The organism is Pseudomonas sp. BB438 (assembly GCF_057180225.1).
The window spans coordinates 4,281,939-4,296,965 of record NZ_CM170001.1; the positions used below are offsets into that span (position 1 = coordinate 4,281,939).

Here is a 15,027-nt window from a genome sequence, read left to right on the forward strand (position 1 = left end):
TTCAATTTCCACAGCTATTCCCCTTCCCTAGACTCGGTCGCAAATACCCGAGTTGATTCCTATGCCTTGCACACCACCGCCCTGCGGCGGCGGCATCGGCCATCCCTGTGGAGGCCGGCCATGACCGCGCTCGCCCCGATTTCCGCCACCCGCCCACAACCGGGCGCATCGTCTCCGGTACGACCCGCACCACCTGCTGCCCAGCCGTTCGGCCTGCGCATCGTGGTCGGCATGGTGGGCGTACTGATCGCGTCCCTCAGCGCCGGCCTGAACGAGAAGGTCACCGACCTCGCCATGACCGACGTGCGCGGCGCGTTGTCCATCGGTCACGACGAAGGCACCTGGCTGCTCGCCCTGTATTCGGCGGCGCAGGTCGCCGCCATGGCGTTCGCGCCGTGGTTCTCGGTCACCGTCTCGCTGCGCCGCTTCACCCTCGGCGCCATCGCCTGCTTCGCCCTGCTCGCGCTGCTCTGCCCCTTCGCCCCGAACGTCGAGACGCTGTACTTGCTGCGCCTGCTGCAGGGCTTCGCCGGCGGCTGCATGCCACCGATGCTGATGACCGTGGCGCTGCGCTTCCTGCCACCCGGTATCAAGCTCTACGGCCTGGGTGCCTATGCGCTGACCGCGACCTTCGCACCGAACCTGGGCATGCCGCTGGCGGCGCTGTGGACCGAGTTCGTCGGCTGGCAGTGGGTATTTTGGCAGGTCATCCCGCTGTGCGCGGTGGCACTGGGCGCCGTCGCCTGGGGCATCCCGCAGGACCCGCTGCGCCTGGAACGGCTGCGCCAGTTCGATTACCTGGGCCTCGCTCTCGGCCTGCCGGGCATCCTGATGCTGGTGATGGGCCTGCTGCAGGGCGAGCGCCTGGACTGGTTCGAGTCCGACCTGATCACCCTGCTGGTGGTCGGCGGCGCCGGGCTGCTGGTGGCGTTCTTCATCAACGAATGGACGCATCCGCTGCCGTTCTACCGCCTGGACATCCTCAAGCGGCGCAACTTCACCCACTCGCTGATCACCCTGGCCGGCGTGCTCGTGGTACTCGGCGCCTGCTCCGGTGTGCCGGCCTCGTACCTGGCCTCGGCCCACGGCTATCGCCCCCTGCAATCAGCGCCCATGGCGCTGCTGGTGGCGCTACCGCAACTGATCTCCCTGCCGCTGATCGCCGCGCTGTGCAACATCCCGCGGGTGGATTGCCGCTGGGTGCTGGCGATCGGCATCAGCCTGTGCGGCCTGTCGGCCTTTGGCATGAGCCAGCTCACCAGCGAGTGGACGCGGGAAAACTTCTACGGGCTGCTGGCGCTGCAGATCATCGGCCAGCCCATGGCCATCGTGCCACTGCTGATGTCCGCCACCAGTGTGGTCGCGCCCATCGAAGGACCGTTTGCCTCGGCCTGGTTCAACAGCGTGCGCGGATTCTCGGCGGTGCTCGGCAGCGCCGTCGTGTCGATCCTGATGACCTGGCGCGAGCACTACCACTCCAACCGCCTGGTCGATCACCTGGGCAACGCCCAGCAAGCCCTCGGCCTGCGCCTGGAGCAACTGGGCGGCGCCGAGAACATTGGCCGCCTGGCCGGCCAGGTGCGCGGACAGGCGGGTGTTCTCGCTGCCTCCGACACGCTGCTGGCGATGTCCTGGCTGGCCGCTGCCCTGCTCCTCCTGATTCCCCTGATGCCGCTACGGGTTTACCCGCCGCGCCCTGTCGTCCCCACGAACTGAATTTCTGCTGAATGAAAGGTCTGCCCATGTCGAAACTGAGCTCCCGTCGCGGCAGTCTGGCCCTGGTCGCCGTGCTGCTGTTCGCCCTTGTCATCTACCTGCTGCTGCGCCTGCTGGGTCCCACCCGCGAGCAGAGTACCGACGACGCCTACGTCCATGCCGATTTCACCCTGGTGGCGCCGAAAGTCGCCGGCTTCATCGAGGACGTGCTGGTGGAAGACAACCAGCCGGTGAAGGCCGGCCAGGTCCTGGTGCGCATCGATGCGCGTGACTATCGCGCCGCACTGGATGCCGCCGAGGCCGATGTGCTGGCCGCCGAGGCGCGTCATCACCACGTCGCCGCCGACCTCGAGCGCCAGCAGGCGGTGATCGCCCAGACCGCCGCCCAGGTACAGGCCGACCAGGCCGCTCTGACCTTTGCCGCGCAGGAATTGAATCGCTACCAGCACCTCGCCACCCAAGGCGCCGGCACGCTGCAGAATGCCCAGCAAGCACGCTCGCGCGTCGACTCGGCGAAAGCCGTGCTGGACAAGGACAAGGCCGCCGCCCTTGCCTCCCGCAAGCAGCTCGACGTGCTGCTCGCCCAGCAGGCCGAGGTTCTCGGCGCGCTGAAGCGTGGCCAGGCGCAACTGCAGCAGGCGCAGCTGAACCTGTCGTACACCGAGATCCGCGCCCCCTTCGACGGCATGGTCGGCCGCCGTGCCGTACGCGTCGGCGCCTACACCACGCCGGGCAATGCGTTGCTCGCCGTCGTCCCCCTGCAGGACGCCTATGTGGTCGGCAACTTCCAGGAGACCCAACTGACCGACGTGCAGCCCGGACAGCGCGTGGCGATCAGCATCGACACCTTCCCCGGCGAGACGCTGCACGGCCACGTCGACAGCATCGCCCCGGCCACCGGCCTGAGCTTCGCGCCGATCGCCCCGGACAATGCCACCGGCAACTTCACCAAGATCGTCCAGCGCATCCCGGTGAAGATTGTCCTCGACCCCGACCAGCCGCTGCGCGACAGGCTACGTGTGGGCATGTCGGTGATCGCCCGCATCGACACTGGCAAGCACGCCAGCGATGAGCAGACGGTGGCCGTGCAATGATCGCCGCACGCACGCCCCCTTTCCTGTTGCTGGCGGGCCTCAGCCTGCTGACTCTCAGTGCCTGCAGCGTGGGCCCGGACTTCCAGCGGCCGAATGAGGCCGACGCGGTGAGCTGGTCCGCCCATCGTGGTGAAGCGCCCAGCCAGACACTTGATGCGCCGATGGAAGCGCAGTGGTGGACGCTGCTGCGCGACCCGCAGCTCAATGACCTGCAACGCCGCGTGGCGGATGCCAACCTGGACCTGCGCGAAGCCGATGCACGCCTGCAGCAGAGTCGGGCGATCCGCCAGGCGCTGGGCGGTGACGCCGTGCCCAACGTCGGCGCGGACCTGGGCTACCAGCGCAAACGCAACAGCGAGGTCGGCCTGAGCGATCCGTCCGGCAAAGCCGGCAAGGACAGCTTCAACCAGCTCGACGGCGGCTTCGACCTGTCCTGGGAACTGGACTTCTGGGGCCGTGTGCGCCGCGAGCTGGAAGCGGCCGACGCCGATGTCCAGGCCACCGCGGAAAGCCGCCGCGACGTGCTGGTCTCGGTGCTTGCGGAGACCGCGCGCAACTACCTGCAACTGCGTGCCGAACAGGACCTGGAAGCCATCATCCGCGGCAACCTGGAGATCGCCCAGCGCAGCCTGGAGCTGACCCGCCTGCGCCGCTCCGATGGTGTCGCCACCGAACTGGACGTCGCCGAAGCACTGACCCAGGTCGCCAGCATCGAGGCACGCCTGCCTGACAGCCAGAAGCGTCAGGCGCGGCTGATCAACGCCCTGGGTTACTTGCTTGGCGAAGCGCCCGGCGCACTGCAAGCCGAACTCGCCCAGGCCAGGCCCGTAGCGCAACCGCCGCGTGGCGTGCCAGTCGGCCTGCCCTCCGAGCTGGCCCAGCGCCGCCCGGACATCCGCCGCGCCGAAGCTGCGCTGCACGCTGCCACCGCCAGCATCGGCGTGGCCAAGGCGGACTTCTACCCGCGCATCAGCCTCAACGGCAGCTTCGGTTTCCAGGCGCTGCAACTGTCCAACTTTGGTGACTGGAACAGCCGCACCTTCGGCATCGGCCCGAGCCTGTCACTGCCGATCTTCGAGGGCGGCCGCCTGAAGGGCATGCTCGCCCTGCGTGAAGCACAGCAGCAGGAATCGGCCATCGCCTACCGCCGCACCGTGCTCAACGCCTGGCGCGAAGTGGACGACGCACTCACCGACTACGCCGCCGACCAGCGTCGCCTCGCCAGCCTCGATGCAGCAGCCGAACACGGCCGTACCGCCCTGGACAACGCCCGCGAGCAGTACAAAGCGGGCGCCGTGGACTTCCTCAATGTGCTCAGCGCCCAGCGCGAACTGCTGGCCACCGAGGAGCAGCAGGTGCGTAGCCGCGAGGCCGTGGCGACCACCCTGGTGCTGCTCTACAAATCCCTGGGTGGCGGCTGGCAGCAGACCGAGGAGAGCGCCCAAAGCCTGTAGGAGCGAGCTTGTTCGCGAACCTGATTCACGCCGATACCTGATGGTGACGTGCGTTCGCGAGCAAGCTCGCTCCTACAAAGGAAAAGAGCTATCCGTGCTGAAACGAAAAAGCCCCGCATCCGCGGGGCTTTTTGCTGTCTCGAAGATCAAGCCGCCGAGTCGGCGTCTGCCTTGCTGCGGCGCGGCTTCTTCTTGCCGGCCAGCAGGTGCGAGAACACCGCGTGCAGGTCGCCGGAGGCGCCGTCCACGTCCAGGTTCAGCTTATCGTCGATGTGGGCCATGTGATGCATCATCAGGGTCACGGCCTTTTCCTTGTCGCCCTTCTCGATGGCGTCGAGGATCTCGTTGTGCTCGTCGAACGAGCAGTGCGAGCGGCCGCCGCTTTCGTACTGGGCGATGATCAGCGAGGTCTGCGATACCAGGCTGCGCTGGAAGACCACCAGCGGCGCATTCTTCGCCATCTCGGCGAGCTTCAGATGGAATTCGCCGGAGAGGCGGATGCCGGCGCCACGGTCGCCACGGGCGAAGCTGGATTGCTCCTGCTTTACCATGTCGCGCAGTTCGGCAAGGGTATCGCTGCTGGCGTTGTCCACGGCCAGTTCGGTGATCGCGCGCTCGACGGTGCGGCGGGCGAAGAGGATCTGCCGCGCTTCGTCGATGCTCGGGCTGGCCACCACGGCGCCACGGTTGGGGCGCAGCAGGACGACCTGCTCGTGGGCCAGGCGCGACAGCGCGCGGCGGATGATGGTGCGGCTGACGCCGAAAATTTCACCGAGGGCTTCTTCGCTCAGCTTGGTACCGGGCGCCAGGCGCTGCTCGAGGATGGCGTCGAAGATGTGCGCGTAGACGATCTCGTCCTGAGTGCCGCTGCGGCTCTTGCCATTGCGCGGCTGCTTCCTGATCTGTTGCAACTGGTCGGTCATCGGAGTCGAACCCTGCTCAGCCGGGTTGAACCGGCGCGAAATCCGTGGGGGCTTAAGTGAAGCTGGCCGCGGGCCAGGCATGGGGCACAGTGTACACAAAGTGGCCACTATCGTGCAGCCGTCGCGAGCGACTCGTCATCAACCCCAAGGCCGCGCGGCGCAGGAGCTTGGGGAAGATCAGCGTGCGACCATTCCGACGCTTTGCTTGTAAAAATCTTTCAGCAACACACGAAACATTATTTGAACTTTTTGTACACAACTGCATAATCGCGGCGTGACTTCCTGACCCAAAGGTCAACATTCACACCCTCACAACTCTTTCCGTTAGCGCAAGGGACGCAGGTGAACCAGCCGACGGCAAGGGACCAACAACAAGAGCGTTGAGGAGTACCGCTGTGGAAAGCACCAAACAAGAACAACAAGCCTTTGCAACCAGCCCGCCTGCTACCGGCCTGCTCGAACGCCTGTTCAAGCTCAGCCAGCATGGCACCACCGTGAAGACCGAGCTCGCCGCGGGTCTCACGACCTTCATCACCATGGCGTACATCATCTTCGTCAACCCCAACATCATGGCCGACGCGGGCATCGACCACGGCGCCGCTTTCGTCGCGACCTGTCTCGCCGCAGCGCTCGGCTGCTTCCTGATGGGCCTGTACGCCAACTGGCCGGTTGGCCTCGCGCCGGGCATGGGCCTCAACGCCTTCTTCACCTACACCGTGGTCAAGACCATGAACTACAGCTGGGAGATCGCGCTGGGCGCGGTGTTCATCTCCGGCATCGCCTTCATGATCCTGACCTTCTCGCGTATCCGCGAATGGCTGCTCAACAGCATTCCGGTCAGCCTACGCTTCGCCATGGGCGCCGGCGTCGGCCTGTTCCTCGGGCTGATCGGCCTGAAGACCGCCGGCATCGTGGTCGCCAGCCCTGCCACCCTGGTTCACCTGGGCGACCTGACCAGCCCCGGCCCGCTGCTCGCCGCCATCTGCTTCCTGATGATCGCGGTACTGGAATACCGCCGCGTGTTCGGCGGCATCCTGATCAGCATCCTCACTGTCACCGTCGCCGGTATCGCCCTGGGTATCGTCAAGTTCGGCGGCGTGTTCTCCATGCCGCCGAGCCTGGCGCCGACCTTCCTGGCCATGGATATTTCCGGTGCGTTCAACGTCACCATGATCAGCGTGATCCTGGCCTTCCTCTTCGTGCACATGTTCGACACCGCCGGCACCCTGATGGGCGTTGCCCAGCGGGCGCACCTGGTCCGTGAAGACGGCCGCATCGAGAACCTGTCCAAGGCGATGAAGGCTGACAGCACCTCCAGTGCCTTCGGCGCAGTGCTCGGCGTACCGCCGGTGACCAGCTACGTGGAAAGCGCCGCAGGCGTCGCCGCCGGCGGCCGCACCGGCCTGACCGCCGTGGTGGTGGGCGTGCTGTTCGTCGCAGCGATGTTCTTCGCCCCGCTGGCCGGCATGATCCCCGCCTACGCCACCGCCGGCGCCCTGATCTACGTCGCCATGCTGATGATGGGCGGCATGGCCCACATCGACTGGAACGAGCACACCGAGACCATTCCGGCCATCGTCACCGTGATCATGATGCCGCTGACCTTCTCGGTCGCCGACGGTATCGCCCTGGGCTTCGTGACCTACGTGGCGATGAAGGTCTTCACCGGCCGCCACAAGGACGTGACCATCAGCCTGTACGCGCTGTGCGCCATCTTCGTGGCCAAGTTCATCTTCCTCTGAGTCACTCTCCTCGTGATGCAGAAGGCCCCGGCGATAGCCGGGGCCTTCTGTTTTCCAGCGGCCACACGGGCTGGCGAGCAGTGCCTGCCAGGACCATCCGGCCCAGGGTGATCGAGCACCGGCAGCGTCACCGGCAAGTACTGCGCAGGAGTGCTGGACTGGCGTTCATCAGACGGCCCCCATCGCGCTCCCGATCTCATTCACCCGGTCCAGCAATGGCCATCCGACAAGCAGGACCCGGTTCACGGCGTGAGCCTCTCCCGCCGTCGATCCAGTACAGCCCGACCAGACCCTCTTCACCGGCAGCCAGGGCGACCAACACAAATGGCAGGCAAAAAAAAGCCCGCAGTGTGGGCGGGCTGAGGAAGACTCCACGAAGAGTCTGGGAAGACCTATGGGCGGGGACTAGCTGCCGCGATAGGTGGAGTAGCTGTAGGGGGAAATCAGCAGCGGTACATGGTAGTGGTCGCTTTCCGAAGCGATCCCGAAACGCAGCACGACCTGGTCGAGGAACGCCGGCTGGGGCAGTTCGACGCCACGGGCGCGGTAGTAGTCGCCCGCATTGAACAGCAGTTGGTAGACACCAGCGCGGAAGTCATCGCCCTGCAGCAGCGGCTCGTCGCAGCGGCCATCGTCGTTGGTCACGCGGGTGGTGATCAGCTCCAGTTGCTGGCCTTCGACGCGGTACAGCTCGATCGTGATGCCATGGCCAGGGCAGCCGTGGGCGGAATCCAGTACGTGGGTGGTCAGGCGTCCCATGGGCTTATCGGTGTCCTGCGGCAAAGCCGGCCGACACCTTCCTCCTCTGTCTTGTTGATGCGAATGGGCGGAGCGCCATTACAGGGCCTCCGCAGGTACGTTTGGTTGAAGGAATATACCCAGCAGCGCGGTTGATTGTATACAAAAAAGTAATTCAACCCTGCAAAAAGCCCCTGCCTTCCTACTCGGCACCCGGGTACCAAACTGCCCGATAGCGCGCACCGTGGCGCGCCATAACAGGGCACACCAGGCATCCAGGCCTGATTGACCGGCGACGGACGGAGTGAAACGACCGTTGCGCAGATTGTATTTACAGACCACTCCACATTTTGTATACAATACGCCCATCAACGGCAGCGCACAGTCCACCGACCCGGCGCCGACCGCCAACCACAAGAAGGAACACTGCAGTGAGCGCTGACTACCCACGCGACCTGATCGGTTACGGCAACAACATCCCCCATCCGCACTGGCCGAACGATGCGCGCATCGCCCTGTCCTTCGTCCTCAACTATGAGGAAGGCGGCGAGCGCAACATCCTTCACGGCGACGCCGAATCCGAAGCCTTCCTCTCCGAGATGGTGGCCGCTCAGCCGCTCAAGGGCGAGCGCAACATGTGCATGGAGTCGCTGTACGAGTACGGCAGCCGCGCCGGCGTATGGCGCCTGCTGAAACTGTTCCGCAAGTACGACCTGCCGCTGACCGTGTTCGCCGTGGCCATGGCCGCCCAGCGCCATCCCGAGGCGATCCGTCAGATGGTCGCCGACGGCCATGAGATCTGCAGCCACGGCTACCGCTGGATCGACTACCAGTACATGGACGAAGCGCAGGAACGCGAACACATGTTCGAAGCCGTGCGCATTCTCACCGAGCTGACCGGCCAGCGCCCGCAGGGCTGGTACACCGGTCGCCTGGGCCCGAATACCCGCCGCATCGTTCGCGAAGACGGCAACTTCCTCTACGACTCCGACACCTACGACGATGACCTGCCCTACTGGGACCCGGCGAGCACCGCCGAGAAGCCGCACCTGGTGATCCCCTACACCCTGGACACCAACGACATGCGCTTCACCCAGGTGCAGGGCTTCAACAAGGGCGACGACTTCTTCGAGTACCTGAAAGACGCTTTCGACGTGCTCTACGCCGAAGGTGCCGAAGGCGCGCCAAAGATGCTCTCCATCGGCATGCACTGCCGCCTGCTCGGCCGTCCGGCGCGTATGGCCTCGCTGGAGCGTTTCATCCAGTACGTTAAAGGTCACGAGAAGGTGTGGATCACCCGCCGCGTCGACATCGCCAAACACTGGCACGAGAACCACCCGTTCAAAGCGCAGGAGCACAAGGCATGAGCCGATTCCAGACCCTGGCCCCGGCCAGCCTCGACCGCGCAGCCTTCGTCGCCGCCTTCGCCGACATCTACGAGCACTCTCCGTGGGTCGCCGAGAAAGCCTACGACCTCGGTGTCGACGACACCCTGAACGACATCGAACTGCTGCATCAGCGCATGGCCGACATCCTCCTGTCCGCCAGCCACGACGCGCAACTGGCACTGATCAACGCCCACCCGGATCTCGCCGGCAAGGCCGCGATCCGTGGCGAGCTGACCGCCTCCAGTACCGCCGAACAGGCCGGTGCCGGCATCCAGGACTGCACCGCCGAGGAGTTCGCCCGCTTCACCGAACTCAACGACGCCTACAAGGCCAAGTTCGGCTTTCCCTTCATCAAGGCAGTGAAGGGCAGCAACCGCCACCAGATCCTGGCCGCGTTCGAAGAGCGCATCCACAACACGCCGGAGCAGGAGTTCCAGACCGCTCTGGCGGAGATCAACAAGATCGCGATGTTCCGCCTGCAGCAACTCTGAACAAGCGGACCTTCATTCCCCTTCCCTGGGAAGGGGGTTCTTGCGAACAACGATATAAGAAGACCAGCCATGCGTACCCTGAAGATCGAGCCGTTGACCAAAGAAGCCTTCGCACCGTTCGGTGATGTCATCGAGACCGAAGGCAGTGATTTCTTCATGATCAACAACGGTTCCACCCGCCGTTATCACAAGCTTGCCACCGTCGAAACGGCGCAGCCCGATGACAAGGCGATCATCAGCATCTTCAGCGCCGAGTCCCTGGAGATGCCCTTGCGCATCCGCATGCTGGAACGTCACCCGCAGGGCAGCCAGGCGTTCATTCCGCTGCTCGGCAACCCATTTCTGATCGTGGTCGCGCCAGTTGGCGATGTACCTGTATCGGGTCTCGTCCGCGCTTTCCTGTCCAACGGCAAGCAGGGCGTCAATTACCACCGCGGCGTCTGGCACCACCCGGTGCTGACGATCGAAAAGCGGGATGACTTCCTGGTGGTCGATCGCAGCGGTTCTGGCAACAACTGCGACGAGCATTTCTTCACCGAGGACGAACAGCTCCTCCTCGACCCCCAATCAAACTAATAAGAGAGGCCCGCCTGCCGCGACGGCGGCACCCGGGCAAGAGGTAAAAAACTGTGGAAGCACATCTCATCGAATGGCTGAACCTGCTGGTCCGCTGGGTCCACATGATCGTGGGTATCGCGTGGATCGGCGCCTCGTTCTACTTCGTCTGGCTGGAAAACAACCTCAACCGCGCCAACCCGCGCGAGGGGCTTTCCGGTGACCTCTGGGCGATCCATGGTGGCGGCATCTACCACCTGGAGAAGTACAAGCTCGCCCCGCCGAAAATGCCGGACAACCTGCACTGGTTCAAATGGGAGGCCTACTCCACCTGGATGTCGGGTGTCTGCCTGCTGACCATCGTGTTCTACCTGAACCCGACCCTGTACCTGATCGCCCCGGGCAGCGACCTGGCTCCGGCCGCCGCCGTGGCCATCGGCATCGGCTCGCTGATCGCCGGCTGGTTCGTCTACAGCACCCTGTGCGACTCCCCGCTGGGCAAGAAACCTGCCCTGCTCGGCGCCATCCTGTTCGGCCTGCTGGTCCTCGCCGCCTACCTGCTCAGCCAGGTGTTCAGCGGTCGCGGTGCGTACCTGCACGTGGGCGCCATCATCGGCACCATCATGGTGGGCAACGTGTTCCGCGTGATCATGCCGGCCCAGCGCGCGCTGGTTAAGGCCATCGAGGAAGGCCGCGAGCCCGACCCGGTACTGCCGGCCAAGGGCCTGCTGCGTTCGCGCCACAACAACTACTTCACCCTGCCGGTGCTGTTCATCATGATCAGCAACCACTTCCCGAGCACTTACGGCAGCCACTACAACTGGCTGATCCTGACCTGCATCGCGGCGCTGGCGGTGATCGTGCGTCACTACTTCAACACCCGCCACGAGGGCAACGGCATGGCCTGGGCGCTGCCCGCAGGCGCAGTCGGCATGATCGCCCTGGCCTTCGTCACCGGTCCGAACTTCCCCAGCACTGACAACACCGCCAGCGCCCAGCCGGCGAAGGTGGAGTATCAGCCGCTGCCGGAAACCGCCGTTGGCGGCAAGACGCCGGCCGAGCGCGCCAAGGACGAGGAAGCCGCCAAGGCTGCCGCCGCCCAGCAGGCTCAGGCTGCTCCGGCCCAGGCGTCCACCGCTGGAAGTTCGACCGAAGGCTTCGACAAGGTCCACCACGTTATCCAGGAGCGTTGCGCCGTATGCCACTCGGCCAAGCCGACCAGCAACCTGTTCAGCACCGCACCGGCTGGCGTGATGTTCGACACCCCGCAGCAGATCCAGCAGCTCGCCCCGCGCATCCAGGCGCAGGCCGTGGCGTCGCAGGTCATGCCGCTGGGCAACATCACCCAGATGACCCCGGAAGAGCGCAAGCTCGTCGGAGACTGGATATCCAAGGGCGCCCAGGTTAATTGAGCCTGCGGCACGGCCAGAAAACCGCACCTTCGGGTGCGGTTTTTTTATGCCTACAAGAAACACAGGTCTGCTCGTGACCCGCATGGCAAGGATTTCCTCTGCCGGAGCATGCCCTGCCCAGGATCACGCGCAGGGCGTGCTCCTGCAACAGCCTCCAGCGCGGAAACAAAAAATGTAGTCCACTCGACCAATGGCTACATAAATACCAAACCCAGGAAACATGCGGCCTAGAGCCATGCAGCACCATGGAGACAAAACGTGACCGACGAGTTGTATACAAAAATCGATTGAACGTAATACACATCAAAGATATAAAGTCCCGCACCGCTTCACCCGCTCGGCCCCGGGGGTGAGATCGGCCAGTACTTCCCGGTTGTCGTGCCCGCCCGACAACCAGCGACTGACAACAATAAAAACCGAGGTGTTGCATGTCCGTGGTAACTGAGCGCTCCCATACCGGCTCGCCCGTCGACCAGCGTTTGCCCTTGCTGCAACTGCTGCTGGTCGGCTTCCAGCACGTTCTCCTGATGTATGGCGGCGCCGTCGCCGTTCCGCTGATCGTCGGCCAGGCCGCCGGTCTCTCCCGCGAAGAAATCGCCTTCCTGATCAACGCCGACCTGCTGGTTGCCGGCATCGCCACGCTCGTGCAATCGCTCGGCATTGGCCCGGTGGGCATCCGCATGCCAGTGATGATGGGCGCCAGCTTCGCTGCCGTCGGCAGCATGGTGGCCATGGCCGGAATGCCCGGCGTGGGCATGACCGGCATCTTCGGTGCGACTATCGCCGCGGGCTTCTTCGGCATGCTCATCGCGCCGTTCATGAGCCGCATCGTGCGTTTCTTCCCGCCGCTGGTGACCGGCACCGTGATCACGTCCATCGGCATGTGCCTGTTCCCGGTGGCGATCAACTGGGCCGGCGGTGGAAAGGCCGCCGCCAACTTCGGCGCCATCGAATACCTCGCCCTGTCGTCCTTCGTGCTGGCGGTGATCCTGCTGATCAACCGTTTCCTGAAAGGCTTCTGGGTCAACGTTTCGGTTCTGATCGGCATGCTGCTGGGCTACATCATCGGCGCCAGCATGGGCATGGTGAGCCTGGACGGCATCGAGCAGCGCCCCTGGTTCGACGTGGTCACCCCGCTGCATTTCGGGGCACCGGAATTCCATCTCGCGCCGGTGCTGTCCATGTGTCTGGTCGTGGTGATCATCTTCGTCGAGTCCACCGGCATGTTCCTCGCCCTGGGCAAGATCACCGAGACCGAGATCTGCCCCAACCGCTTGCGCCGTGGCCTGCTGTGCGACGCCAGCGCCTCGTTCGTCGCCGGCTTCATGAATACCTTCACCCACTCCTCGTTTGCCCAGAACATCGGCCTGGTACAGATGACCGGTGTACGCAGCCGCTACGTCACCGCCGCCGCCGCGCTGTTCCTGATCGCCCTGTCGCTGCTGCCCAAGGCCGCCTTCCTGGTCGCCTCGATTCCGCCGGCCGTACTGGGCGGCGCCGGTATCGCCATGTTCGGTATGGTCGCCGCCAGCGGCATCCGCATCCTCCATGAAGCGGACATCGTTGATCGCCGCAATCAACTGCTGGTGGCGGTGAGCATTGGCATGGGAATGGTACCGGTGGTGCGTCCGGACTTCTTCGCTGCCCTGCCCCAGTGGATGGAGCCGATCACTCATAGCGGCATCGCAATGACCGCGATCTGGGCCGTGGTGCTGAACATTCTGTTCAACATCCTCGGCGAGCATGGCCGCGACGCCCTCTGCGGGCATCACTGAGCCCCTTTCGCGGGCGTCTCCCGGACGCCCGCACCCAGCCGCGTCCAACTCCTTCGCGGCTTTTTTTCGCCTGCGATCCGGCTCCGTGGCTCAGGCCTCCGGCCGGTAACCCAGGCGCAACCCACCCCACTGGCGTCCGCGCACGTAGATCGGCACCGACAGGTCGTGCATCAGTTCGCCGGTGTCACGGCAGTAGGTTTGCAGCAGCATGGGCTGGTTGTGGCTGCCACAGCGCACGCCGGTGCGGTCGTTGAACAGGCGCTTGCTGCGGCTCTTGAGCATATCCACGTGCAGGTCGCCGCACGGCGGATGGCTGAACGCCTGGTTGTGCGTCGGCACGTAACCCTCGGCGGTACAGGCGATCGCGAACACCAGCCCTTCGTGGCGTTGCAGCAGGTCCTCCTGGATGCGCGGCAGCACCTCGTCGGTGTAGCGGTCGAAGCGCGTGCGGTACTTCTGCGGACGGGTACCAGGCATCGGCTGGTAGTCGCGATCGAACAGGTCATCCTGACCGATGCGCCCGGTGTCGATATCCGTCTCGAAACGCGCACCGATGGCCTGCGCACCAGCGCGGGCGAGGTCATAGATGCGCTGGTGGTAATCGTCCAGCGCGACTTCGGCCAGCCGCTCGCTGATCATTTCCGCCTGGGTCTCCAGCTGGACTGCGGCGTCCGCCAGACGGTGGGTCTGCTCATCGCTGACGCGCAGGTCGCCGCGCACCTGCTCGACGGCGGCGAACAGGCTGTCCAACTGGTTGCGGTTGATCTCCGCGCCCTCGGCAATCTCGGTGATCTGGGTTTCCACGGTGGCGGCCAGCCCGGCGATCTCCTGCAATTGGCGGCCGGTGCTCTCCACCTGACCGACGCCCAGGCCAAGATCGTCAGTGAGCTGGCGAATCTGCTCCACGACTTCACTGGTCTGGCGCTGGATGTCCTCGACCATCTGCCCAACCTCGTCGGTGGCCTCCGCGGTGCGGCCCGCGAGCCCGCGAACTTCCTCGGCGACGACCGCGAAACCACGACCATGCTCGCCCGCCCGCGCCGCTTCGATAGCCGCATTGAGCGCCAGGAGGTTGGTCTGGCTGGCAATGGACTGGATCACCTGGGTAACGCGCTGGATATCCTCGCTGCGCGCGTTCAGCGTCTCGATCAGCGCGCGGCTGGCGCTGGCACGCTGGCTCAACTGGCGCATGCATTCAATGGCAGACTGCAGTTCGCTGCGCCCGGCATCGCTGCCGGCGCGGGCGAGCGTCGCCGCCTCCTTCGCCTGGCGCGCCAGGTTCGATGTGGCACGCTCGGTATGGATCATCACCTCGGCGCTGCCCACGATCTGCTCGGCGGCCACCACCTGCGACTCCAGCTTCTCCACCAGGCGCTGTACCGAAAATGACACCCCGGCAGCGGACAGCGCATTGCGGCTGGTGCCCTGGGACAGTTCACGCGTCAACTCAGCGACATCCGGCAACACCGCCAGCGCACTGGCCGGAGCGGCCCTCTCACGAATGAACCAGGGCCCCCACAGCAGCACTGCGGCAAGCAGCAGGCATAACGACAATGGCCAACCGCCGAGCGCCTGGGCGATGAACAGCAGCACCAGGCCGCAAGTCTGCAGGGTAAGGATGAGGACGATACGCGGACGCGCGATATCCATGGCGGCAGCTCTCTTCAGGCGGGCCCTACCGCTACGCAGCGCAGACACGCTGCCGGGGAGCCCGATTATTCTTGTCAGAGCCATTAGGC

The 15,027-nt window shown here is 64.9% G+C and carries 12 protein-coding genes; 9 read left to right on the plus strand and 3 right to left on the minus strand.

Features of this window, described 5'->3' with window-relative positions:
* Window positions 1–120 precede the first annotated feature (120 nt).
* Genes AC1ZV1_RS19535 through AC1ZV1_RS19545 form a run of 3 tightly spaced genes read left to right on the plus strand, consistent with a single transcriptional unit; the run spans window position 121 to window position 4,264 of the window.
* Window positions 121–1,716, plus strand: coding sequence for an MFS transporter (locus AC1ZV1_RS19535; protein ID WP_484293201.1), 1,596 nt, complete (start codon window positions 121–123; stop codon window positions 1,714–1,716).
* A gap of 26 nt (window positions 1,717–1,742) precedes the next feature.
* Entirely contained in the window at window positions 1,743–2,810 is a 1,068-nt protein-coding gene (locus tag AC1ZV1_RS19540; protein WP_484293202.1) for an HlyD family secretion protein, read from the plus strand.
* Window positions 2,807–4,264 carry an efflux transporter outer membrane subunit gene (locus AC1ZV1_RS19545; protein WP_484293203.1) on the plus strand — a complete coding sequence of 486 codons (1,458 nt, stop codon included), beginning with the start codon at window positions 2,807–2,809 and terminating at the stop codon, window positions 4,262–4,264. The genes AC1ZV1_RS19540 and AC1ZV1_RS19545 overlap by 4 nt, the downstream gene beginning before the upstream one ends.
* A 146-nt stretch (window positions 4,265–4,410) precedes the next feature.
* On the opposite strand, the gene AC1ZV1_RS19550 is transcribed toward AC1ZV1_RS19545, so the two are convergent.
* Window positions 4,411–5,187 (minus strand): GntR family transcriptional regulator, encoded by a 777-nt coding sequence (locus AC1ZV1_RS19550; protein ID WP_484293204.1) that lies wholly within the window; start codon window positions 5,185–5,187, stop codon window positions 4,411–4,413.
* Between the two features lie 395 nt (window positions 5,188–5,582).
* Here AC1ZV1_RS19550 and AC1ZV1_RS19555 point away from each other — a divergent pair, with 395 nt between their 5' ends.
* Window positions 5,583–6,929, plus strand: a complete 1,347-nt coding sequence (locus AC1ZV1_RS19555; protein WP_484293205.1) for an NCS2 family permease — start codon at window positions 5,583–5,585, stop codon at window positions 6,927–6,929.
* A 405-nt stretch (window positions 6,930–7,334) separates the two neighbouring features.
* Here the strand turns inward: AC1ZV1_RS19555 and uraH are convergent, their stop codons facing one another.
* Entirely contained in the window at window positions 7,335–7,688 is a 354-nt protein-coding gene (gene uraH / locus AC1ZV1_RS19560) for a hydroxyisourate hydrolase (protein ID WP_484293206.1), read from the minus strand.
* 410 nt (window positions 7,689–8,098) lie between these two features.
* On the opposite strand from uraH, the gene puuE reads away from it, so the two are divergent.
* From puuE to AC1ZV1_RS19585, 5 genes are all read left to right on the plus strand, one after another.
* The gene (gene puuE, locus AC1ZV1_RS19565) at window positions 8,099–9,034 is read left to right on the plus strand and encodes an allantoinase PuuE (RefSeq protein ID WP_484293207.1); all 936 of its coding nucleotides are present in this window, start codon (window positions 8,099–8,101) and stop codon (window positions 9,032–9,034) included.
* A complete protein-coding gene (gene uraD / locus AC1ZV1_RS19570) occupies window positions 9,031–9,546 on the plus strand; it encodes a 2-oxo-4-hydroxy-4-carboxy-5-ureidoimidazoline decarboxylase (protein ID WP_484293208.1) in 516 nt (171 codons plus the stop codon). Before puuE ends, uraD begins: the two co-directional genes overlap by 4 nt.
* A 69-nt stretch (window positions 9,547–9,615) precedes the next feature.
* The gene (locus AC1ZV1_RS19575) at window positions 9,616–10,122 is read left to right on the plus strand and encodes an ureidoglycolate lyase (RefSeq protein ID WP_484293209.1); all 507 of its coding nucleotides are present in this window, start codon (window positions 9,616–9,618) and stop codon (window positions 10,120–10,122) included.
* Between the two features lie 53 nt (window positions 10,123–10,175).
* Window positions 10,176–11,513 carry a urate hydroxylase PuuD gene (locus tag AC1ZV1_RS19580; protein WP_484293210.1) on the plus strand — a complete coding sequence of 446 codons (1,338 nt, stop codon included), beginning with the start codon at window positions 10,176–10,178 and terminating at the stop codon, window positions 11,511–11,513.
* A 428-nt stretch (window positions 11,514–11,941) separates the two neighbouring features.
* A complete protein-coding gene (locus tag AC1ZV1_RS19585) occupies window positions 11,942–13,288 on the plus strand; it encodes a nucleobase:cation symporter-2 family protein (RefSeq protein ID WP_413349600.1) in 1,347 nt (448 codons plus the stop codon).
* A 90-nt stretch (window positions 13,289–13,378) separates the two neighbouring features.
* On the opposite strand, the gene AC1ZV1_RS19590 is transcribed toward AC1ZV1_RS19585, so the two are convergent.
* Window positions 13,379–15,022 (minus strand): methyl-accepting chemotaxis protein, encoded by a 1,644-nt coding sequence (locus tag AC1ZV1_RS19590; RefSeq protein ID WP_484293211.1) that lies wholly within the window; start codon window positions 15,020–15,022, stop codon window positions 13,379–13,381.
* Between the last annotated feature and the right edge of the window lie 5 nt (window positions 15,023–15,027).